General features: G+C 74.1%; 19 protein-coding genes. 3 read left to right on the forward strand and 16 right to left on the reverse strand.

Features of this window, described 5'->3' with window-relative positions; all coding sequences use genetic code 11:
- Positions 1-25: 25 nt before the first annotated feature.
- The 3 genes from AOM07_RS02450 to AOM07_RS02460 are packed head-to-tail and all read right to left on the reverse strand — an operon-like array spanning position 26 to position 2,839.
- On the reverse strand, positions 26-1,000 hold the full coding sequence (locus AOM07_RS02450) for a hypothetical protein (protein WP_062311053.1): 975 nt from the start codon (positions 998-1,000) through the stop codon (positions 26-28).
- A 52-nt stretch (positions 1,001-1,052) separates the two neighbouring features.
- Positions 1,053-1,631 carry a GNAT family N-acetyltransferase gene (locus AOM07_RS02455; protein WP_062311055.1) on the reverse strand — a complete coding sequence of 193 codons (579 nt, stop codon included), beginning with the start codon at positions 1,629-1,631 and terminating at the stop codon, positions 1,053-1,055.
- A complete protein-coding gene (locus AOM07_RS02460) occupies positions 1,631-2,839 on the reverse strand; it encodes a molybdopterin molybdotransferase MoeA (protein WP_062311057.1) in 1,209 nt (402 codons plus the stop codon). The genes AOM07_RS02455 and AOM07_RS02460 overlap by 1 nt, the downstream gene beginning before the upstream one ends.
- Positions 2,840-2,929: 90 nt before the next feature.
- Between AOM07_RS02460 and AOM07_RS02465 the strand changes: the two genes are divergently transcribed.
- Entirely contained in the window at positions 2,930-3,559 is a 630-nt protein-coding gene (locus tag AOM07_RS02465) for a 5-formyltetrahydrofolate cyclo-ligase (protein ID WP_062311059.1), read from the forward strand.
- A gap of 9 nt (positions 3,560-3,568) precedes the next feature.
- Positions 3,569-3,775, forward strand: a complete 207-nt coding sequence (locus tag AOM07_RS02470; protein ID WP_062311061.1) for an FmdB family zinc ribbon protein — start codon at positions 3,569-3,571, stop codon at positions 3,773-3,775.
- 15 nt (positions 3,776-3,790) lie between these two features.
- Here AOM07_RS02470 and AOM07_RS02475 read toward each other — a convergent pair whose 3' ends face one another.
- From AOM07_RS02475 to AOM07_RS02530, 12 genes are all read right to left on the reverse strand, one after another.
- Positions 3,791-8,032, reverse strand: a complete 4,242-nt coding sequence (locus AOM07_RS02475; RefSeq protein WP_062311063.1) for a PDDEXK-like endonuclease domain-containing protein — start codon at positions 8,030-8,032, stop codon at positions 3,791-3,793.
- A 225-nt stretch (positions 8,033-8,257) separates the two neighbouring features.
- Positions 8,258-9,583: an MFS transporter gene (locus tag AOM07_RS02480; protein ID WP_228374351.1), complete on the reverse strand. Its 1,326-nt coding sequence runs from the start codon at positions 9,581-9,583 to the stop codon at positions 8,258-8,260.
- Between the two features lie 185 nt (positions 9,584-9,768).
- Positions 9,769-11,691, reverse strand: a complete 1,923-nt coding sequence (locus AOM07_RS02485) for an oxidoreductase (RefSeq protein WP_228374352.1) — start codon at positions 11,689-11,691, stop codon at positions 9,769-9,771.
- Positions 11,692-11,892: 201 nt separating this feature from the next.
- Positions 11,893-12,915, reverse strand: a complete 1,023-nt coding sequence (locus AOM07_RS02490; protein ID WP_062311067.1) for an amidohydrolase family protein — start codon at positions 12,913-12,915, stop codon at positions 11,893-11,895.
- Positions 12,912-13,799: an NAD(P)-dependent oxidoreductase gene (locus AOM07_RS02495; RefSeq protein WP_062311068.1), complete on the reverse strand. Its 888-nt coding sequence runs from the start codon at positions 13,797-13,799 to the stop codon at positions 12,912-12,914. The genes AOM07_RS02490 and AOM07_RS02495 overlap by 4 nt, the downstream gene beginning before the upstream one ends.
- Positions 13,796-14,878, reverse strand: coding sequence for a PrpF domain-containing protein (locus tag AOM07_RS02500; RefSeq protein ID WP_062311070.1), 1,083 nt, complete (start codon positions 14,876-14,878; stop codon positions 13,796-13,798). The genes AOM07_RS02495 and AOM07_RS02500 overlap by 4 nt, the downstream gene beginning before the upstream one ends.
- A complete protein-coding gene (locus AOM07_RS02505; protein WP_062311072.1) occupies positions 14,875-15,570 on the reverse strand; it encodes a 4-carboxy-4-hydroxy-2-oxoadipate aldolase/oxaloacetate decarboxylase in 696 nt (231 codons plus the stop codon). The genes AOM07_RS02500 and AOM07_RS02505 overlap by 4 nt, the downstream gene beginning before the upstream one ends.
- Position 15,571: 1 nt before the next feature.
- A complete protein-coding gene (locus tag AOM07_RS02510; protein WP_084830028.1) occupies positions 15,572-16,468 on the reverse strand; it encodes an ABC transporter ATP-binding protein in 897 nt (298 codons plus the stop codon).
- A 2-nt stretch (positions 16,469-16,470) separates the two neighbouring features.
- Positions 16,471-17,256 (reverse strand): ABC transporter permease, encoded by a 786-nt coding sequence (locus AOM07_RS02515; RefSeq protein ID WP_062311074.1) that lies wholly within the window; start codon positions 17,254-17,256, stop codon positions 16,471-16,473.
- Entirely contained in the window at positions 17,253-18,089 is an 837-nt protein-coding gene (locus AOM07_RS02520; protein ID WP_082227312.1) for an ABC transporter permease, read from the reverse strand. The genes AOM07_RS02515 and AOM07_RS02520 overlap by 4 nt, the downstream gene beginning before the upstream one ends.
- Positions 18,090-18,171: 82 nt before the next feature.
- Entirely contained in the window at positions 18,172-19,197 is a 1,026-nt protein-coding gene (locus tag AOM07_RS02525; RefSeq protein WP_082101442.1) for an ABC transporter substrate-binding protein, read from the reverse strand.
- A 171-nt stretch (positions 19,198-19,368) separates the two neighbouring features.
- Complete coding sequence (locus AOM07_RS02530) at positions 19,369-19,995, reverse strand: GntR family transcriptional regulator (RefSeq protein WP_062311076.1); 627 nt, start codon at positions 19,993-19,995, stop codon at positions 19,369-19,371.
- A 271-nt stretch (positions 19,996-20,266) separates the two neighbouring features.
- Here AOM07_RS02530 and AOM07_RS02535 point away from each other — a divergent pair, with 271 nt between their 5' ends.
- Positions 20,267-20,803, forward strand: a complete 537-nt coding sequence (locus tag AOM07_RS02535; protein ID WP_062311078.1) for a hypothetical protein — start codon at positions 20,267-20,269, stop codon at positions 20,801-20,803.
- Positions 20,804-20,926: 123 nt separating this feature from the next.
- Here the strand turns inward: AOM07_RS02535 and AOM07_RS02540 are convergent, their stop codons facing one another.
- On the reverse strand, positions 20,927-22,228 hold the full coding sequence (locus AOM07_RS02540) for an ROK family protein (protein ID WP_082101443.1): 1,302 nt from the start codon (positions 22,226-22,228) through the stop codon (positions 20,927-20,929).
- Positions 22,229-22,264: the final 36 nt, after the last annotated feature.

Below are 22,264 nucleotides of genomic sequence, written 5' to 3' on the forward strand. Positions count from 1 at the left end.
AGGGTGAGACGGCCCGGGCCCGGGCTCAGGCGGAGGCGCTGCGGCGGCGGGCGAGGATCGCGTCGAGCGACCCGGTCGCGGGAGCGGCCGGCGCCCCCTCGCCCTCCTCGGCGCGGTACGAGGCCGCGGCGATGTCGCCCGTGTCGAGCGGGCGCGCCTGCGCGGGCCGCACCTCGGCCTTGAGCGTGTAGCTCGGGGCCGGCATCTCGCGCGGGCTCCACGCCGCGGACTCCTCGACGGCCGGCGCGGCCGGCTCCACCGAGGGCTTGACCGGCGCGAACCGCATCGGCGCGGGGGCCGACAGCGGCGCGAGGTCCGCGGACGTGACGATCTGGATGGCCTGCGTCTCGACGTCGGACGGCTGCGACTCGCGGCCGGCCGCGCGATCCGCGGTGACCTTGCGCAGCGCCTGGGTCGCGGTCGCGGCGGCGCCGACCTCGCGCGCGACGAGCGCCAGGCGCGCGTCGACGCGGCGCTGCGCGGCGGCGGCGCGGGCGCCCTGGACCAGCACGCCCGCGAGCATCGCGGTCGCGACCGCGCCGACCACGGCGTGCACCAGGCCGAACGCGACGAGGATCCAGGCCGCGGCGGCGAGCGCGGTGACGCCGAGGGCGACGCGCGCGCGGCGGCGGGCCCGGGCGCGACGCTCGGCGAGCGCGGTGGCCCGGTCGCTGCGCATCGCCAGGAGCTGGCGCTGCGCGGCGGTCGCGGCCTTGTCGATCGGCCCGGCGGGACGCGACATCGCGTCGGCGCCCAGCGAGGCGATGGAGGCACGGGCGGCGCCGGTGGCGAGCAGCGGCACCTCGCCCGAGTCGGAGGAGGCGTGGGTGACTGGGCGCTCGACGCGCGACGCGGTGGTCTTCACCACGCGCATCTCCGCGGAGTACCGGTCCTCGGTCCGGACGAGCGCGTAGTCGGCGCGCTCGCGGATCCGCTGGGGGATGACGTAGGCGAGCACCATGCCGAGGGCGATGATCGCGAGCAGTCCAGCGGGAGGCATGGCACGACGTTACGGCCGCGTCGCCCGCGAGCGTCGCAACGCGCCCGGCGTGTCAGCCGCCGACACCCCAATATCGTCCGGTACGAGGGTCGTCTTGAGTGCGCGCGAAGATCGCGTGATCGCGCCAGCCGCCGTCGATGTAGAGGTACGAGCGGCGCCGGCCCTCCTCGGTGAAGCCGAGCTTCTCGGCGACCCGCAGGCTGGCCGCGTTCTCGGGCCGGATCGCGATCTCGACGCGGTGGAGCCCGACGCGGAAGGCGTGCTCGGTGAGCATGGCCGCGGCGCGCGGGACGATGTCGTGACCGGCGAGGCTTCGCGCCACCCAGTATCCGAGCGAGCCCGAGCGCTGCGCGCCCCACTGGATCCCCGCGATCACCACGCGCCCCGCGAGCGCGCCGTCGACCTCGATCGCGAGCGGCAGCGCCTCGAGACGACGTCGCTGACGGCGCTCCTCGCGCACGAATGCGCGGAACGTCATGTCGGGCGTCTCCCCCTCGGGCGGGACGGTCGCCTCCCACGGCCGCAGCCAGTCGCGGTTGTCGGCGCGCAGGGTCATCCACTCGTCCTCGTCCCGCGGCCTGAGCGGGCGCAGCAGCAGCCCGGGCGCGCCGAGGACGAGGTCGCGGGACATCAGTCGTCCCACACCGTGCAGCGCAGCACGTCGCCCGCACGCACCTCCGAGGCCGCCGCGTCGACCCACGCGATGCCGTCCGCGTCGCCGAGCGCCGCGAGCGTGACGTCCCCGGGCTCGCACGCGGGGGACGCCGTCACGGTCCCGGACGAGTCGAGCCCCAGCCTCACGGGCACCGCCTGCGTGATGCCCTTCGGGGACGGCCAGCCGCGGTCCAGGCGGGCCCGCACGCCCGGACGCACCACCTCGGTGAAGCCGCACATGCGCCGCAGCGCGGGCCGCACGTAGGCCTCGAAGGCGAGCGCCGCGGCGGCCGGGGCGCCCGGCAGGGCGATGGTCGGCACCCGGCGCGCGCCCTCGTCGCCCAGCATCGCGAAGGCGTGGTGCGGGCCGGGCTCCAGGGCGAGCCGCACATCGTCCACCGTGCCGAGGTCCTCGAGGACCTGGATGACGGTGTCGTCGCCGCCGTCGCTGAGGCCGCCGGTGACGATGAGGAGGTCGGCGCGCACGAGCTGGTCCTCGATCGCGGTGCGCAGCGTGGGGCGGTCGTCGGGGACGGGCCCGACCCGGTAGGCGTGGGCGCCGGCGTTGCGGGCCGCGACCGCCACGAGGTGGCCGGTGGCCTCGGGCACGCCGGGCCGGCCGGAGCCGGGGTCGACGAGCTCTCCGCCGGTCGCCAGCACCACCACGCGGGGCACGGGGCGCACGGTGAGGCGCGGGTGGCCGAGCGACGCCGCCAGCGCCAGCTCGCGGCCGCCCAGGCGCCGTCCCGCGGGCACGAGCATGCGCCCGGCCTCCGCGTCGGTGCCCGCGCGGCGCACGCCCGCGCCAGCCCTCACGGGCGCGTGGACCTCGACCCGCGCGACGCCGCGATCGGTGGCGACGAGCGGGACCACCGCATCGGCGCCGGTGGGGACGGGCATGCCCGAGGCGACGCGGGCCGCCGTGCCGGGCAGGTGGGTGCGCGGGCCGCGGTCGGCGAACGACACGTCGTGCGCGACGGGGAGCGCGCCGGCCGTGACGTCGCCCGCGCGCACCGCGTAGCCGTCCCACGCCGCGATGTCGTGCGCGGGCAGCGGCGCGGCCGCCACCAGCGGCTCGACGAGCGTCGCGCCCGCCGCGTCGCCCACGAGGACCGTGAGCGGCGGGATGGGGGCGAGCGCGTTCGTGACCGCGACGCGGTGCTCCTCGAGGGTGCGGCTCAGCACGGGCGATCTCCTGCTCGACACATGTGCAGAGCCTAGGGACATGCCCGGAGGTGGAACAAAGATTTACTCACCTTTGGCACAATGGTGCCCATGACGCCGATGTCCGACAGCTCTCTTCGCGCACTCGAACCGGACGAGGCGAAGGCGCACCTGAGGGCGACCATCCGACGCGAGAGGCTCCAGCGGAGCGAGAGGCGGCGCCACGAGGCGGCCGCCGCCCTTCGCGACCTCGTGCTCGCCCTGCCGAGCATCCAGGAGGCGCGCTGCGTCTCCGTCTACGCGTCCCGGGCGCACGAGCCCGGCACCGACCTCCTCATCGAGGCCCTCCACCGGCGCGGCGTCAAGGTGCTCATCCCGCTGCTCGGCGACGGCCTCCAGCGCGGCTGGGGCGTCTACCACGGCGTCGAGGACCTGGTCGAGCGCGCCCCCGGCCGCCCGCCGGAGCCGAGCGGCGACTTCCTCCCCTCGGCGGCGCTCGCCGAGGCCGACGTCATCGTCGTGCCCGCCCTCGCGGTCGACACCTCCGGCACCCGCCTGGGCCAGGGCGGCGGCTGGTACGACCGCGCGCTCATGGACGCCCGGCCCGCGGCACCCGTGGTGGCGCTCACGTTCGCGAACGAGGTCCACGACGTCCGCGAGACGCCGCTGCCGCGCGAGCGACACGACCTCGGCGTGGACATGGTCATCACACCCGAGGGGGCATACCCGCTCCCCGCGTAGAATGTGCGCATGCCTACGTACTCCTACGCGTGCACCGCGTGCGACCACGCGTTCGATGCGGTCCAGTCCATCCACGATGCGGCGCTGACCGAGTGCCCCGAGTGCACCGCGCCCGTGCGCAAGCGCTTCGGCTCGGTCGGCGTGACCTTCAAGGGCTCGGGCTTCTACCGCACGGACTCGCGCTCGGACGCGAAGACCGCCTCCAGCGCCTCCTGATCGGGGCCCCGCCGCTCACCAGTGCGGCGGGCGCTCCCGCTTGATCTCCTCGTCGCGGCTCGAGCCGCCGTGCGAGCCGCCCCAACCCTCGTCGAGGTCCTCGCTCGCCCGCGTGGGGATGAGCGGGCGGCCGGCGCCGCGCGAGGCGGGCCGGATGGGCGGCGGCGAGGGCAGGGACGATGCGGTGGTCGCCTCCGTGTCCTCGGCCGCGGACTCGTCGGTGGCCTCGGTCTCCGCCTCGACCTCGTCGGTCTCGTCGGGCGCCTCGGCCTCGTCGGCCGGGTCCTGCGTGGGCTCGTCCTCGGCGGCGGCGTGCTCGGCCGGCTCCTCGGCGGTCTGGTCGGCGGGCTCCTCGGTCATGCCCTCATCGTCCGCCTGGGCGGCCCGGCCCTCCAAGTCGAGCTCCGCCTGCACCTGGAGCGCGCGGGTCTCGACCTTGTCCGCGAGGATCTGCTCGGCGAGCATGACCGAGATGCCGAGCGTGACGTCCGGCGCCTCCGGCTCGGCCGGGGTCTCGACGGGGGCGGGCGGCTCCTCGGCCCGCAGCTCGGGGATCGCGCCGGTGACGGCGTCGACGGAGTCGAGGTCGAAGACCTCCTCCGCGGGCACGCGGATCTCGGACGTCTCGACGCCGAGGTCGAGCGTCGGCTGCTCCCACACGAGCGGCGCCTTGTCGCGCTCGACGGCGTCGATGATGGCCGCGACGGCCGCATCGGGATCCATGAAGACGTCGAGCGTCCACAGCGACACGACGGTCCAGCCGAGGGCCTCGAGGCTCGCGTACTGGTGGCGCATGCGGTCGCGCACGCTCGCCGAGGCGCTGCGCGAGGCCTCGTCGGTGACGACAGCGACGCGGTAGCCGCGGTCGTGACGGCCGCCGACGACCAGCGGGATCGCGTCGGCGCCCGTGCCGTAGCGGACGTGGACGGCGTAGCCCTCGGCGCGCACGCGGCCCGCGATGTCCGCGAGCAGCCAGTCGCCGGGGGCCGGCTCGGGACGCTCCGGCGGGACCGGCTCCGAGCCGACCGCGAGCACCAGCTCGCGGAGCCCGTCGATCGCGTCCGCCTCGCCGCCCTCGGCGATCGCGGCGAGGTCGTCGGCGCCGAGCGCCGTCACGACGGTGAGCTGCTCGTGGCTCGCGACCACGGCCTGAGCGAGCGCCTGCGCGCGCCACTCCTCCGACAGCGCGCCGAGCCGCGCGGGCAGCGTGCCCGACGCGTCGCGCGCGTAGCCGAGCGTGAGGATCGCCTCGTCGACGTCGAGGCCCGCCGCGTTGCCGAGCGTCACGACGGTGACGGCCTCGGCGAGGCGAGCGCCGCGCTCGTCGAGCGTGTCGCGGATGCGGGCGGCGTGGAGCTCGTTGCCCGCGACGATCGCGAGCGTGCGGCGCGGCATCGAGTGGACCACGCGGTCGGCGTGCTCGATGACGGCGGCGACCTCGGCGCGGGTGGACTCGACGGCGTGCTCGCCGGCGGCGGCCGAGCCGGTCGCGTCGAGCACGGTCACCTCGAGCGCGTGCGGCGTCCCCGCGGACGGCAGCGAGCTGAGCGAGCGGCCGTACGCGAGCGTGCCCAGGACGCCGGTGACGCGCGGGTCGCGTGGCTGAGGCAGAGCGTGGAGCGGCACGCGCGGCAGCATCTCCGCGAAGACCGCGACGGCGCTGCGGGTCGCGGACTCGGCATCGCCGACCACGACCACCTGGCGGGCGCGGGCGAGGGTCGGCACGGTCTCGGCGAGCGCGAGCGACTCGGCGCCGAACACGACCGCGACGTCGAGGCAGCGGGTGGGCGGCGCGAGCCGGGACACCTGCTCGGCGGTCGCGAGCGTGATGGGGCGCAGCGCGCTCACGAGCGGCTGGTGGTCGCGCCACAGCTCGCGATAGGGCGCGTCGGCGCCCTCGACGAGCGTGGCGAAGAGGTCGCGCGCGAAGTCGGGGTGGCGGGCGATCGCGATGCGGCGACGCTCGGCGACGGCGCGCATGAGCGGACCCACACGGGCCTCGGAGAACTCGCGGTCCCGCAGCAGGAACTGCTCGACCACGCGGCCGACGGCGCCCTCCTCGGTGAGCCGGGGGTCCGCGGACACGATCGCGTCGAAGGCGGAGGCCCACCACGCGAACTCGAGGTCGCGGCGCACCTGCTCGGGCGAGGCGTCGGCCTCGTCGCGCGCGGCGAGCTCCGCGAGCAGCGGGCCGAGGCCGGCGGACTCGAGGTCGCGCTCGACCGGGACCGCCTCGGCGGCCTCGAGCGTGCCGGGCACGCCCTCGGCGAGCCTGTCGAGCACCTCGCGCACGTGCTCCCACGGCTGGTCGAGCAGGTCCTGCTCGCCGGCGACCTGGGCGACCGGGCCGGCGAGTCGCGACCACAGCCGCAGCACGTTCTCGACGCGGTCGGCGTAGAGGTCGAAGTCGTCGGGCACGAGCGGCCAGCCGCCGGCCGAGCAGTGCGCGCGCCAGCGCAGCGCCTGCGCGTGGGCCGCGACGAGGTTCTCGTGGAGGTCGTCCTTGGTGCGGCCGGGGCGCAGCAGCTCGACCGCGCGGCGGCGCAGCGCGCGCCGGTCGCGGCGCGCGAGCGTGCCCGCCTGCGGGGTGCCGGGGGGCGCGGTCGCGGCGACCAGGTCGTGCAGCGAGCGGTGGAACACCGCCGGCGAGAAGATCTCGAGGGTCGCGCGCAGGTCCGTGAACAGGCCCACCTGGTCCGCCCACGCGGCGATCGTGGGCGCCTCGTCCATGCCGGTCTCGTGCGCGGCGATCTGCGCCTCGGCCCGCATCTTGGGCAGGTGGCGCACGACGAGCGTCGCGAGCGCCTCGTCGAGCCGGGCGCCCTCCTCCGCGTCCTCGGCCACCTCGGACCACCATGGCACGAGCACGGTCGTGGCCTGCGAGGCCGTCGGCGCGGGCTCCTCGGGGGCGGCGTCGGGGCGGAGGCGCTCGACCATCGCGTGCGCGACGGAGGCGAACCCGTGCTCCGCCACCAGGGCGGCGGCCTCCGCGCCCAGTCGCAGCTGCGTCCTGGGCGCCGGCGCGGTGGAGATGAGGCGGACGACGGCCTGGACGGCGTCGTACGCGCTCACGTCCCACGGACGATGCGGGCGGTGCAGCGCGTCGAGGCGCGTCTCGAGCTCGTGGCGGGCGGTGAGGAGGCTCTCCCCCGCCACCCGCAGCGTCTCGTCGTCGACGTCGTCGACGCCCATCGTCATCGAGGTGAGGAGGCGGCGGCGCGCGGTCTCGTTCCACGAGCCGACGGCGCCGGACACGTAGGCCTCGGACACGCCCACGCGGTCGAGCCGCTTCGCGACCGCGCGCACCGACTGCTCGGTGCCGCCGACGGCCATGACCGCGCGGCCGGACGCCGCGGCGTCGGCCACGATCGCGGCGACGGCGCCGACCGGGTCGGAGCCGGGCGGGGACTGGAGGAACACGGAGCGGCCGGTGGCGATGAGGTCGAGGGCAGCGAACTCGCCGTCGTCGAGGTCGCCCACGCCGCGCTCCGCGAACGGGTCGCGGTCGCCCACGGGGAAGGCCGGCAGCGGCTGCGCGAGGAGGGCCTGCGCGTCGCGGTCGCCCGCGGTGGCCGCGAGGATGTCGGACGCGCCGATGACGGGGTCCATGTCGTCGAGGTCGTCGAGCAGGCGCTGCTCGGGGTCGTCGAACGCGCCGACGAAGAGGCGGTCCGCGACCTCGATGCCGGGGAAGCTGTCGCCAAGGGTGCGCACGTGCTGCCACAGGGGCCGCGGGTCGAACTCGAGTCCCGGCCCGGCCTGCGGGAGGACGCCCTGGAGGCCGGCGTCGACGCCGCGGTCGCGCGCCTCCGTGAGGAAGACCGGGTTGACGGCGACCTGATCGAGCATCGTGAGGAGCACGTCGCCCTGGCGGGCGGGCTCGAAGTGCACGGGGCGCATGACGAGCGGCATCTCACGACGCCGTCCGTCCTCGTCCCACGCGACGGTGCCGATCACCATCGCGGCGGTCCACACGCCGGTGGCGGCCTTGACCCGCTCGGCGTTCTCGCGGATGAGGCGGATGCGGTGCAGCGCCTGCGCGTAGTGCTCGGGATCGCGGATGAGGACGCCGAGCGACGTGGCCCGGCCGGCGAAGAGCGGGGCCAGCCCGCCGGGGTGCGAGCCGCGCAGATCCACCGTGGTCGTCTCGCTCAGCGCGAGGTCCCGCAGCGGCGAGACGGTCGCCAGCTGCTGGAGCTGCTCCCTCCATTCGCGAAGGGCGTCCGCGACGAGCGCGCGCCCGATGTAGTCGACCACCGTCCTACGGTAACGGTCAGGTCACGGCCCTTCCGCGCACCACGCCGCCGCCCGCCGCGGCCGCGTGCCCGGCGCATCGTCCCTCCGTCCCGGACACCCCCGGGAAAAGAGACAGTGCGCGCCGACTTATGCAGCCGACACGCACTGTTGTGAGGATTGTGGGACCACGGACGGCCCCCCGTCAAACCCGCGATGTGAACGTCACCATCGTCCCTTATGGGGGGCCTATCGGCGCCGCCTCATCACCTCGCGCAGGGGCGGCACCACCACTCCCGCGGCCGCCATGTCGGCGCGCGCGAGGCGCCGGTTGCGGAGCACTCCGGCCATGCCCATGACCCACGGGACGAGCAGCGTCGCGAACGCGATGCGGTACTCGTCGAGCGTGTAGGTCGAGGCGCCGTCGGGCGACACGAGCTGCAGCGTCACGCCCACGAGCACGATCCCGAGGATGGTCGACACGAAGCCGCCGACGTTGACGAAGCCCGTCGCGGTGCCCATCGCCTCCTCGGGGCCGAAGGTGCGGGCGTAGTCGAGCGCGATAAGCGAGACGGGCCCGCCGGCGCCGATGACGGCCATGAGCACGCCGAGCTCCCACACCGACCGAGGGGTGTCCGGGACCAGGATGGCGACCCACGCGAGCGCGGTCGCGACGGCCGAGCCGAGCACGAGCCAGCTGCGCCGCAGCGGGTGGCGCGCGGTGAACGAGCCCGCGAGCGGGCCCGCGGCCATCTTCGTGAGGGTGATCACCATGAGCAGCGCGCTCGCCTGGCCCAGCGACAGCCCCTGGGTCGACACGAAGAACGGCACGCCCCACAGCAGCGCGACCGTGTTGGCCGAGCACAGCGAGAGGAAATGCGTCCAGAAGCCGAGGCGCGTGCCCGCCGGGCGGGCGGCGACGCGGATGGACTCGCGCAGGGACGATGCGCGGGCCGGGGAGGCGCCCGTCGCCGCGGCGGGGACGCGGATGCCGCGGACCGCGAGCGCGGCGACGGCCAGGGTCGCGACGGCGAGCACGGTGAAGGTCGCGGTCCAGCCGAGGTCGTGCAGCAGCCAGGCCACGGGGATCGAGGTCGCGAGCTGGCCCGCCTGGCCCACGAGGCCGGTCACCTGGACGAGCACGGGCACGCGACGCGGCGGGAACCACAGCGGGATGAGGCGGCACGCGGAGATGAAGATCGGGGCGTCGCCGGCCCCGATGAGCACGCGCGCGAGGATCGCGACCGGGAGGCTCGTGGTGACCGCGAGGAGCGCGGTGCCGACCGCCATGAGCAGCGCCCCGCCGATCATCAGCCGGCGCGGGCCCCAGCGGTCGAGCAGCGCGCCCGCGGGCAGCTGCAGGGCCGCGTAGGTCGCGACCTGCGCGATCGCGAGGATGGACAGCCACGCCGCCTCGATCCCGAAGCGGTCGAGCGCAGCGACGCCGGCGACGCCGAGCGCGGTGCGGTTGACGATGGCGACGAAGTACAGCGCCATGCCCGACACGAGCACGAGCCACGCGACGCGGGACGCGCGCACGGGGGCGCGCATCGCGGGCGCGGGCGGCTGGGTCACGGGTCCCTCCGAGGGTCGACTCACGGTACGGCGCGACGAGTCTGCGCGCGTCGGACCTCGGACCTACCCGTGGACCTCTCCACGCACGCGAGGCACTCCTCCACCGCAGACGCGCGATCCGGGGCCCGAACCGCTCGAGTTCGCGTTCACATCCCGGGCCTTGCGTGGAGAGATGCTCACGATCTCTACAGCGCGAAGGCCGCCTCGAAGCCGGCGTTGATCGCGTCGCCCACCTTGGCGGGCTTGACGCAGTCGCCGACCGCGACGGCGCCGCGCGCCTGGAGCGCCTCGACCAGCGCGGTCGCGGGGCGCACGCCGAAGGCGCTCACCACGGTGTCCGCCGCGATCTGCACGGGGCCGTCGGGGCCGTCGACCTTGACGCCGGCCGCGTTGACCTCGACGACCCGGTGGCCGGTGAGGAGCGTCACGCCGGCCTCGGCGAGGTCGCGCAGCAGCGTGATGCGGTTGATCATCAGCAGGTCGGGGGCGATGCCGTCGGCCATCTCGACGACGGTGACGTCGTGGCCCTTCTCCTGCATCTCGAGCGCGAAGTCGGCGCCCGACAGGCCGCCGCCGCACACGACCATGCGGTGGCCCAGGTCCGCCCCCAGGTGGGCGTCGATGACCTCGACGACGTTGTCGCCGTCGAGGCCCGGGATCGGGGGCGCCACGGGCTCGGTGCCCACCGCGACGATGATCGCGTCGGCGCCGTCGAGCTCGGGCGAGTCCGCGGCGATCTCGGTGCCGAGGTGCACGGTCACGGGCAGGTCCTGGAGCTGGCGCTCCCACCAGAAGATCATGGAGCGCAGCTCCTTCTTGAAGTCCGGGGTCGCGGCGGGCCACAGCACGCCGCCGAGCTGCTCGCCCTTCTCGTACACGTCGACCGTGTGGCCGCGCAGGGCCGCGACGCGCGCGGCCTCGAGCCCGGCCGGACCCGCACCCACGATCGCGACGCGCTTGGGCGTCGCGGCGGGCGCGAGGACGCGCTCGCGCTCGAAGCCGACGGTCGGGTTGACCGCGCAGCCGAGCGGCTGGCCGACGAACGCGTTGCCCACGCACAGCTGGTTGCAGCGGATGCAGGGGCGGATGTTCTCGCGGCGGCCCTCGGCGAGCTTCGCGGCCCACTCCGGGTCCGCGATGAGCGCGCGCCCGATGCCGGCGAAGTCCATCTCGCCGCTCGCGATGGCGGACTCGGCGCGCTCGGGGGTGAGGTTGCCGCAACCGAGCACGGGGATCGTGAGCGCGTCCTTGAACATCTTGACGGAGCCCATCATGCAGTTGTCGCCCAGGTAGTACGGCGGGAACACGTAGTCCATGGCCTCGTACGAGCCCTCGTCGATCATGAGCAGGTCGAGGCCGGCGGCCTCGAGCTGCCGCGCGATCTCGACCGACTCGGCGGGGGTGCGGCCGCCCTCGAAGTGGTGGTCGACGGACAGGCGGAAGCTCACCGGCAGGCCGGGCGCACCCTCCTTGACGGCCGCGATGATCTCGGCGGCGAAGCGGCAGCGGTTCTCGACGGAGCCGCCGTACTCGTCGGTGCGGCGGTTCCACACGGGCGACAGGAACTGGTCGATGACGTAGCCGGTGTGGCCGTGGATGTCGATCGCGTCGATGCCGGCCGTGGCGCAGCGCTGCGCGGCCTCCTTGAAGCGCTGGACGATGACCTTGATCTCGTGGGTCTCGAGCGGGCGGCACTTGACGCTCGGGTCCAGCCAGTGCGGGTTGTCGGAGGCCGAGATCGGCAGCCGCTCGGGGTCGATGTTGTTGATGTTGCGGCCCAGGCCCGCGGTGAGCTGGACGGACACGGCGCCGCCGCGCGCGTGGAACGCCTCGGCAAGCTTGGTGAGGCCGGGGATCGCGGCGTCGGTGTCGACGCGGCCGAGGCCCTCGTTGATGACCTCGTAGTCGTCGGTGACGGCGTTGATGCCGGTGCAGACGAGGCCCGCACCCTTGGCGCGCTCGGCGTAGTAAGCGACCTCGCGGTCGGTGAGGTGGCCGTCGTGGTCGCCCATCTCGGTCCCCATCGGGACCATGATGACGCGGTTGCGCAGCTGGAGGTCGCCCAGCTGGGCGGGCTCGAGGACGTGGCTGAAGGCGGTGGCGGGCACGGGTGACTCCTGGGGGATGGGCGGTCGTCGGTGACGCTATTGAACGTATGTCCAATAGGAGCCGCCGGCGAGGGACCAAGGTCACCGCCGCATCGTCCCCGCGCCTCCCCGCCTCCCCGCCGCCCCGACAGGGCGCACGGATCTCGGCGCGACGCGCCGGTCACCGCACGCCGATGCGCCCCCGTCCCCGGGGTGTCGCGCTCAGCTCCGTGCGGACTGTCGGGAGAGGGCCGCGGCGAGCCGGGGGTAGACCCGCATGGCGTTGCCCGACAGGATCGCCTCGCGGTCCTCGGCGGACAGCGCGGCGGCCTCGACGTATCGCAGCGTGTCGTCGAAGTAGTGGCCCGTGGTGGGGTCGATGCCGCGCACCGCGCCCACCATCTCCGAGCCGAAGAGGATGTTCTCCGCGGGGATCACGTCGGTCAGGAGGTCGATCCCGGGCTGGTGGTAGACGCACGTGTCGAAGAAGACGTTGCCCATGACGTGCGAGTCGAGCGCGGGCTTCTTCAGCATGTCCGCGAGGCCCCGGTAGCGGCCCCAGTGGTACGGCACCGCTCCCCCGCCGTGCGGGATGATCAGGCGCAGCGTCGGGAAGTCCGCGAACAGGTCGCCCTGGAGCAGCTGCATGAAGGCCGTCGTGTCGGCGTTCATGTAGTGCGCGCCGGTCGCGTGGAAGGCGGGGTTGGCCGAGGCCGAGACGTGGATCATGGCGGGCACGTCGTGCTCGACCATGCGCTCGTAGATCGGGTACCAGTAGCGGTCGGTGAGGGGCGGCGAGGTCCAGTGGCCGCCGCTGGGGTCGGGGTTGAGGTTGACGCCGACGAATCCCTCAGCGACCCGTCGGTCGAGCTCGCGGATAGCCGCGTCGAGGCCCTCGCCCGCGGCCTGGGGCAGCTGGGCGACACCGATGAACGTGCCCGGGAACAGGTCCACCACGCGCGCGATGAGGTCGTTGCATGCCGCGGTCCACGCCTCGGACGTGCCGAGGTCGCCCAGGTGGTGCCCCATCGCGGAGGCGCGCGGCGAGAAGATGGTGACGTCCGCGCCCCGCTCGCGGATGAGCCGCAGCTGGTTCGCCTCGATGGACTCGCGGATCTCGTCGTCGGAGATGACGGGGTACGGCGGCGGCGCCTCCCCCGCCTCCCACGCGGCGAGCTGCGCCTCGCGCCAGTCGCTGTGCGCGGCGGGGGCGGTCGTGTAGTGGCCGTGGCAGTCGATGATCATCCGTCGCCCTCCTCGAAGAGCCCCGCTGCGACCCTGATGGCGTCGACGAGCGCGGGGGTGGTGTCCTGCGGCAGGACGTCGCCGAACTGCGCCGCCCAGCGTTGCCGTTCGACGGTCGCCGACGCCATCCACGGCGTCACGCCCGCCTCCGCGACCGTCGCGGCGGCCTCCTCCATCTCCTCCGCGCGGCGACCGCCGTGCTGGAGCGAGCGCGACATGAAGTAGCCCGCGATGGCGCCCCAGTCGGCCTCGGGGAGGATGTTCGACAGCGACATGACGACGTCCTTGTCGACCCCGTAATGGCGCGCCGCGAGCAGCGACTCGGAGAGCAGCGCCTCGAGCCCCTTCACCACGACCGACCGGCACAGCTTGGTCGCGGCGGCGACCCCGACCTCGCCGGCGCCCACGCGCACCTCGGCCAGGCCCATGCCGGGCGCGAGGGCGCCGAAGTCGACCGCGTGCGGGCCGCCGAGAATGAACGGGGACGCGAGGCGGCGCGGGCCGATGGGCGACATGAGGGCCGCCTCGACGTAGCGGCCGCCCGCGCCGTCGACCAGCCGCGAGGCCTCCTGCTTGTGCCCCGGCGAGCTCGAGTTGAGGTCGAAGAACCAGGCGCCGGGCGCGATCCCGTCGAGGACGGACGATGCGGCGCCCACGCAGTTCATCGCGGTCACCGCGGACACGACGAGGTCCGCGCCGGCGACCGCCTCGGCGGCGCTCGAGGTAGGGGCGAGGCCGAGCTCGCGGGCGTTGCGGGACGCCTTGCTGTCGGCGTCCGCGAAGGCCGTGTCCCAGGCCGCGAGGTCGGTGACCCCCTGGGCCCGCAGGTCCTCGGCGAAGACCCGTCCCACCTCTCCGAGCCCGATCAGGGCGACGCGCGTCATCCGTGCTCCTTCGTGGTCGGGACGGCCGAGCTCCGCGGGTGGACGCGCCCGTCCATGATCATGCGGGCGGTGCGGATCACGCGGGTCTCCCCTACCGCGCCCGGGTCGCCGGGGACCGGATCCACGTGCAGGTCGAGGAAGCCGGTGGGGTGCTCGATCCGGAGCGGCGCCCCGTCCGGCGGGAGCACCGCGAGGCCGTCGGCGACCGTCCCTGCCACGCGGAGGCCCGCGGCGATGGAGGCCGCGCCGAGCACGCCGATCGCCTCGTGGACGCGGAACGGGATGAAGCTGCGCGTGCGGATCGCGCCGCCCGCCGCGGGGGCGGAGAGCAGCACGATCTTCGGCGTGGTGGTGGACTCGGGGGTGCCGTCGATGCCCATGAGCGGGAAGGCCGCCGCCCGGATCTCGGCCACGCGGCGCACCACGTCGGCGTCGCCCTCGAGCGCCGCGGGGTCCTCGTCCCCGACGACCCCCAGGTCCGCCGCGCGCACCAGCACCGACTTCATGCCGTTGTCGATGAGCGTCGCCTCGACCCCCGCGATCGTGTCGACCGGGTTGCCGGTGGGCAGCAGGGCGCCGGCCGCGGGCTCGACCGCGACCTCGACCGGCGCGGCCGTCCCCGGCACCCCGGAGATCTCCGCGTCGCCGTCGTAGGTGACCTCGCCGCCGGGGGTGCGCACCGTGAGCGCGGCGACCGTGCCGGTGTTGACCATCCGCACCCGCACCACCGTGGCGTCGCCCTGCGCGGGCACGAGGCCGCGCTCGATCGCGAACGGCGCGACCGCGGCGAGGATGTTGCCGCACGTCTGCGAGGTCGACACGACCGGCTTGTCCACCGCGACCTGGAGGAACAGGTAGTCGATGTCCGCCGCATCGTCCCCCGCGAGGCTCACCACGCCGACCTTGCTGGTGAGCGGGTGCGCGCCGCCGAGACCGTCGATCTGACGGTCGTCGGGGCTGCCCATGATCCGCAGCAGCAGGTCGTCGCGCGCGGCGGGCTCCGCGGGCAGATCCTCCGCGAGGAAGATCCCTCCCTTGGAGGTGCCGCCGCGCATGAGCGCGCAGGGGATGCCGGTCATGCGGGATCGGCCTCCGGGTGGCGCCGGTACGTCACGCCCAGATCCACGAGCACCGGCCGCATCCCGTAGCGGTCGAGGCCCAGCTCGCCGCCCACGAACGCCTCGCGCGTGGCCTCCTCCTTGGCGAGCCGCGCGCGCGACTTCACCAGCGCATCGTCCGCCTCGCGGCGGGGCACCACGACGAGGCCGTCGTCGTCGGCGACCACGATGTCGCCCGCGTCGATGACCTGCCCGCCGACCACGATCGGCACGTTGATCGCGCCCGGCGTGGACTTCACCGTGCCCATGACGTTGACGTGCCGCGACCACACGGGGAAGCCCATGTCGCGCAGCTCCTGGGTGTCGCGCACGCCCGCGTCGATGATCGCTCCGACCACGCCGCGCTGCTGCAAGCCTGTGGCGAACAGCTCCCCGAACATGCCGTGCGACGACGGCTCGCGGGTGGTGACGACGAGGATGTCGCCGGGCCCGCACTGCTCGATCGCGGCGTGGATCATGAGGTTGTCGCCCGGCCAGCTCATCACCGTGACCGCGGTGCCCGCGACCCGCACGCCCTGCTGGATGGGCCGCAGCGCGGAGATCGACCGCGTGCGCCCCATGGCCTCGTGGACGGTGGCGACGCCGATGGTCGAGAACGCCTCGACGGTCTCGGCGGCCGCCCGTGGGGGGTCGGTGAGGATCACGGTCTCCATGTCAGGCCTCCTGGGGGGACGATGCGGCGGCCGGCGGGGCGTCCGGGCGGTCGCCGCGCTTGGCGCGCTGGATGAGCTCGTAGACGTGGCCGCGGAGCTCGCCGAAGTGCGCGTCCGAGCGGGTGGTGAGCTGGTCGCGCTCGGACGGCAGGTCGACGCGCACGTCCTCCATCAGCACCGTGGGCCGGTTCGACAGCACGATGACGCGCTCGCCCAGGTAGACGGCCTCGTCGATGTCGTGGGTGACGAACAGGACGGTGACGCCGAGGTCCTTCCACAGCTTCCGCACGAGGTCCTCGAGCTCGGCGCGGGTCTGCGCGTCGACGGCCGCGAACGGCTCGTCCATGAGGAGCACGGAGGGCTCGAACGCGATCGCGCGGGCGATCGCGACGCGCTGCTGCATGCCGCCCGAGAGCTGCCACGGGTGCTGCTCGGCGGCCTCGGTGAGGCCGACCTCCTCGAGGGCCCGGTCGATCTTGGCGTGCCGCTCGGCCTTGGCGATGCCCTTCTCCTTGAGGGGCAGCTCGATGTTCTGGCGGACCGTCATCCACGGGAACAGGCTGCGGCCGTACTCCTGGAAGACGACCGCCATGCCCTGGGGCGGTCCCGCGACGACCTCGCCGTCGAGCACGACCTCGCCGGCGGTGAGGTCGAGCAGGCCCGCGATCGAGCGCAGGAGCGTGGTCTTGCCGGCGCCGGACGGGCCGACGACGCACACGAGCTCGCCGCGGCGGATGCTGAAGTCGAGGTGACGGATCGCCTCGACCTGCGGGCGCCCGGGGGTGTCGTAGGTCTTCTGGACGGAGCGCAGGTCGAGGGCGACGTCGTCGCCGACCCTGCCTGCGGCGGTGGCGTCGGCGGCGGCGGACCTCAGGCGGACGGACTGGATGATCGACATGTCTACTCTCCTCGCTCGATCTGGCGCTGCCCGACGTACCAGGCGAGCATCCGGCTCTCGACGACCTTGAAGATCGCCGCGAGCATGACTCCGATGAGGCCGAGCAGGATGATGCCGGTCCACATCTGGGGGATGGCGAAGCTCCTCTGGAACTGCACGATGGCCGCGCCAAGGCCGCGGTTCGCGCCGAACAGCTCCGAGATGACCATGAGGATCACGCCGATGGACAGCGCCTGGCGGGCGCCGGTGAAGATGCGCGGGCTGGCGCCCGGCAGGACGACGAACACGAGGCGGCGCCACCGGCTGAGGTGGTAGCTGCGGGCCGTGTCGGTGAGGACCGGCTCGAGGCCGCGCACGCCCTCGACGGTGTTGAGCAGGATGGGCCAGAGGCAGCCGAGCGCGATCGTGACGATCTTGCCGAGCCAGCCGGTATAGCCGGCGAACAGCGCGATGATCGGCACAAGGACGGGCGGCGGGACCGCGCGGAAGAACTCGAGCACGGGCTCGGACAGCGCCCGCAGGCGCGGCATCAGGCCGATCGCGGTGCCGGCGACGATGCCGACGATCACCGCGAGCGCGTAGCCGATCCCGAGGCGCGCGAGGCTGGGGAACACGTCGGAGACGATGCGGTCCCACGTCCACGTCTTGGGGAAGGTCTCGAGGATGGTCTGGAGCGGGGGCCAGAACGGGCTGGTGCTGCCCGCGGAGGCCACCCACCAGGCGGCGAGCAGGATCAGCGGCAGGCCCAGCAGCATGAAGGCCCTGCGGGCGAGACGGGCGGCGTTCATGCGACCTCGCTCCTCACGGACGGGTGCCACCAGAGCGCCTTGCGCTCCACGAAGCGGGCGAACAGGTTGACCGCGACGCCGATGAGGCCGACGACGATGACGAGCGCGTAGGTCTCGGGCACGTTGCCGGAGCTCTGCGCGATGCCGATGTCGCGTCCCAGCCCCGGGACGCCGATGACGAGCTCGGCGGTGATCTCGAGGATGAGGGCGACCGCGGCCGCGAGGCGGAAGGCGGTCATGATGTACGGCAGCGCGGTCGGGTAGATCACCGACCGGGCGACGCGCAGCGGCCCGAAGCGGTACGAGCGCGCGGTGTCGCGCGCGACCGGGTCGACGTCGGCGACGCCGTAGAGCACCTGGACGAGCACCTGCCAGAACGCGGCGTAGAGGACGAGCAGGAAGGCCGACGCGGGCTTGGTGCCGAACATCAGCACGACGAGCGGGATGAGCGCGACCGACGGGATGGGGCGCAGGAACTCGACCGTCGAGTTGGTGAACTCGCGCAGGAAGCGCGAGGAGCCGATCACGAAGCCGACGAGGACGCCGAGCGCCATCGCGGCGGCGAGGCCCACGGCCCAGCCGCGGACGGTGAGCCACAGCGACTCCCAGAACGAGCCCTCGCCGAGGAGCTGGAACAGCGAGGCGTACATCTCGGTGACGGGCGGGAGGAAGTCGGGGTTGACGATCCCGGTGCGGGACAGCAGCTCGGCGCCCGCGAGGACGATGAGCACGCCGAGGACGCCGAGCCAGGCGTCGTTGCGCCTGCCGCTCCTCCGGGTGCGGGGGCGGGCCGCGCGCGGTGCCGGCGGGGCCGCCGTGGGGGTGGTGGTCACGGTCTCTCCAAGGTCGAGGGGGTGGGCCGTCCGGGCCGAGGCGGGGGTGGGCCGCCTCGGCCCGGACGCTCGGACTGGACCGCTACGGGAGCAGCGGGGAGAGGTCCGGGACCTCGGTCAGGAAGCCGTCCTCGACCGCGAGGTCGGCGAGCAGCTGGACCGTGTTGGCGTCGATCTCGCTCGGCCAGGACAGCAGCGTGACCGCCTGCTGGGTGGCCTCGTCCATGCTCGTGTAGTCGGCGAGCACGGCGCGCACGGCGTCGGGGTTCTCGCTCGCGTACTCGAAGGACTGGGTGAGCGCGGTCGTGAAGGCCTCGACGACGTCGGGGTTCTCCTCGGCGTAGGTCGCCGAGGTGAAGTACTCCGCGATCATGAGGTTCGGGTCCGTGGCCGCGTAGTTCGAGCCCAGGTTGACCATGTCCTGACCCTTGGCGATCGTCGTGAACGGCTCGACGACCTGGCCGGCGTCGACGTCGCCCGAGGCCACGGCCGGGACGATGTCCGGGAACGCGAGCTCGACGTAGGTGATGGTCGACGGGTCGCCGCCGTCGTCGCGCACCATCTTGTTGATGGTCGACGTGTTGATGTTGTTGAGCGTGTTGACCGCGACCTTCTTGCCCTCGAGGTCCTTGGGGCTCGAGATCCCGGAGTCGGCCAGCGTCATCACCGCGGCCCAGTCGTTCATGAGGTCGCCGGTGGTCGAGCCGCCGGGGCCGACCGCCACGACGCCGAGGTCGTTCGACTCGGCGAGGATGAGCGAGGTGACGTTGCTGAAGCCGAACTGGAACTGGCCGCTCACCACGCCGGGCACGATGGCCGCGCCGCCCTGGGCGAGCTCGGTGGTGATGTTGAGGCCCGCGTCCTCGAAGAAGCCCTCCGAGATACCCAGGTACAGGGGGGCGACGTCGAGGATGGGGATGACGCCGACGGTCACGTCGACCGTCTCCATCATCGCGCCGCCGGTGTCGGACTCCATGGGCTCGGCGGAGGCGCTGCTGCCTCCGTCGTCGCCGCCGTCCGAGCTGCAGGCGGTGAGCGCGAGGACGCTGATCGCGGCCATCGCGCCGAGGGCGGTCCGCAGGCGGACCGACAGTGACTGAACGTGCATGGGGCTCCTCCTTGAGACCCGCGCCCTCGTCTTTGGGGGCGTGGCACCACCCACGCTAACAGGATTGTCGACAATCTTGTAGCCGATATTGGCAACGTTTGTGTCACGGTCGTCGCGGGGGTGCCGCCGGGCCGTGCCGGGGAAGCGGCTTCGGGCCGTGCCGCGCGCGGCCTACGGGATCGCGCGGAGGGCCTCGATCACGGAGGCGATGTGCGCCCGCATCGCAGTCTCGGCGGCGTCGCCGTCGCGCGCGACCACGGCGTCGATGATCGCCTGGTGCTGCCACACGGACACCTTCGAGCGGCCGGGCACGCGCGACAGCGCGAACTGGTGGCGGACCATCTGGCCGTGAAGGTGCGCGATGATGCCGTTCGCCTTCTCGTGGCGCGCGATGTCGCGCAGCGAGGCGTGCAGGCGCGCGTTGAGCTCGCTGTACTCCCCCACCTCGCCGGCCGCCACCGCATCGTGCATCCGCCGGCCGATCGCGGCGAGCTCCTCGGCCTCGGCGTCCGTCGCTCGCTCGGCCGCGCGGCGCGCGATGAGCCCCTCGACCACCTGGCGCACCTCGCTGATCTCGACGGCCTCCTCGAGGCTGATCTCGCGGATGCGCGCGCCGATGTTGCGCTGGCGCTCCACGAGCCCGTCCGCCTCGAGCGCCTGGAGGGCGGCGCGCACGGAGAAGCGGCTCGCGTCGAAGCGCTCGCACAGCTCTGCCTCGACGAGGCGCTGCCGCGGCGCGAACTCGCCGCGCAGGATGGCGGCCTTGAGATCCTCGAGCACGCGCACGTCCGCAGCCATGGGACCCTCCTCCCGTAGGCGCAGTGCCGGCGTCGCTGCCGGTCCGCGCGATCGACAATATTGTCGACAATACCGCGCGCGCCCGCATCCGCGTGACGGCGCGCCCCACGCGCCGCCCCGGGCGACCGGGCCGCCGGAAACCCCTCGTATCGGGTGTACTTGTGTGAATCCGGGAACAACCCTGGCGTCGATCGTGTCCTAATTGTGACAATTATCGGGATCCGCCGACGGTGCTGAGGCGTCGCACCCGCCCCGACGGAAGGCCCTGTCCATGCCCCGAACCCGACTCGCGCTGCTTGCCGCCCTCACCCTCACCGCCGCCGCCGGCATCGCCCCGGCGGCGGTCGCCGACTCCTGGGGCGGCCTCCACGGCGCGATCCCGACCTCGACGAGCGGCGTCGGCCCCATCACCGCCGAGCACGATGCGAGCTTCGACGTCGACACCCCCGACGTCGAGGTCACCACGGCGCCGGAGCCCGAGCCCGAGCCGGGCTCGTCGTACTCCTTCGACGTGCGCCTCACCGGCCACCAGGAGGCCCTCGACCTCTGCGCCGGCTGGGTGTTCGAGGACTTCATGGCTGGCGACGTCGTGTCCTCGCACAACCACTGCGGCGGCGACGTCGTGCTGGGGCTCGGCGTGGGCGACACCGTGCAGCTCACCGGCTACGCCGCGGGCGACTACACCGTGACCCAGCTCATCACCGTGCCCAAGCACTCGCCGGCGTCCGTGCTCGCGGGCGGGCTGTGGATGCAGACGTGCCTGTGGGACGGCGTCAACATGCGCCTCGCGCGGCTCACCCCCGCCTGATCCCACCGTTGACCTCTCCACGCAGGTGAGGCAGCCCTCCACGCGAACCACCCCGTGTGAACGGGAACGCGCCCGAAACGGGCTCGGATGGCCCCTCGTCGCGTGGAGAGGTCCCCGGGCCGCTCAGGCCCCCTCGGCCACCGCATCGTCCCGGCGCGCGGCGGGCACGACGGTCGGGTCGTCGAACATCGGGGTGAGGCCGTGGCGCGCGGCGCCGACGAGGCCCGCGCGGCGGCCCAGCCGGCCCGACTCGATCGTGAGCGGCGCGAGGCGCTCGGTGCGCGGCGCGAGCTGCATCTGGATGCCGGGCTCGAGCCAGCGCCGCATGCCCGCGAGGTAGCCGCCGAGGACCAGCTCGGTGGGGTTGACGACGTCGTAGACCGAGCGGACCGCGGCGCCGAGGATGTCCCCCGCGCGCAGCGCCACGTCGACCGCGCGCTTCTCGCCGCGGTCGAGTCGCGCGCGGAGCTCGTCCATCGCGGCCTGCCTGCCGGCCATCTGGGCCAGGTCCATGAGCCGGGCCGAGGTGAGCAGCGCCTCGGGCCCGAGGTACGCGGACAGGCATCCGTTCGCCCCGCACACGCACGTGCGGCCGCGCCAGTCGACCGTGACGTGGCCGAGCTCGCCGCCGTAGCCGCGTCCGCCCGTGAGGATGCGCCCGTCGGAGATGACCCCGCCGCCGACGCCGAAGGCGACCGAGCCCTCGAGGTAGAGCATGACGTCGGGCCGCGGCATCGGCAGCGCGGCGTGCTCGGCGAGCGCGGCCGCGTTGGCGTCGTTGACCACCTCGACGCGCACGTCGGCGGACACCCCGGCGGCGTGGATGAGGTCGACGAGGCCCAGGTGGCCCCAGCCGAACTCCGCGGTGTCCGCGATGCGGTTGTCGGAGCCCACCGGCCCGGGCATCGTGACGACGCACGCGAGCAGCACCGCGGCGTGCTCGGCCGCGCGCTCCTGGGCGCGCTCGACGAGCTCCGCGATCGCGTGCGCGACGTCGCCGGGCTGGCCCCACGCGAGCGTGACGCCGCGCGAGGACGAGTCGATCAGCAGCCCCGCGCTCGAGTGCAGTTCGGCCGTCACCCGGGTGCGCTCGATGCGGACCGCGAGCGCGAGGCAGCGGTCCGGGACCGCCTCGACCATGACGCGCGGGCGGCCGCGGCGGCGCGCCTCGGTGCCGCCGCCGCGCACGTCGCGCACCAGGCCGCGGTCGTGCAGGTCCGCGACGAGGTTGGTGACGGACGCGGCGACCATGCCGGTCGCGTGCTCGATGTCCTTGCGGGAGAGGGTGCCGTGGTCGCGCAGCATCCGCATGACAATGCCGAGGTTGTGCGAGCGCAGCGACGACGGGTCCGCCGCGGCCTCGCCGGGCAGGCGCGCGACCGAGCGCGCCGCGACATCGCGGCCGGCAGCGGGCACCGTTCCCATGGTGAGCAGGGTACGCGCGTGCCCGGCCCGGACGCG

It is taken from the genome of Demequina rhizosphaerae (genome assembly GCF_000971255.1).
GTDB lineage: Bacteria > Actinomycetota > Actinomycetes > Actinomycetales > Demequinaceae > Demequina > Demequina rhizosphaerae.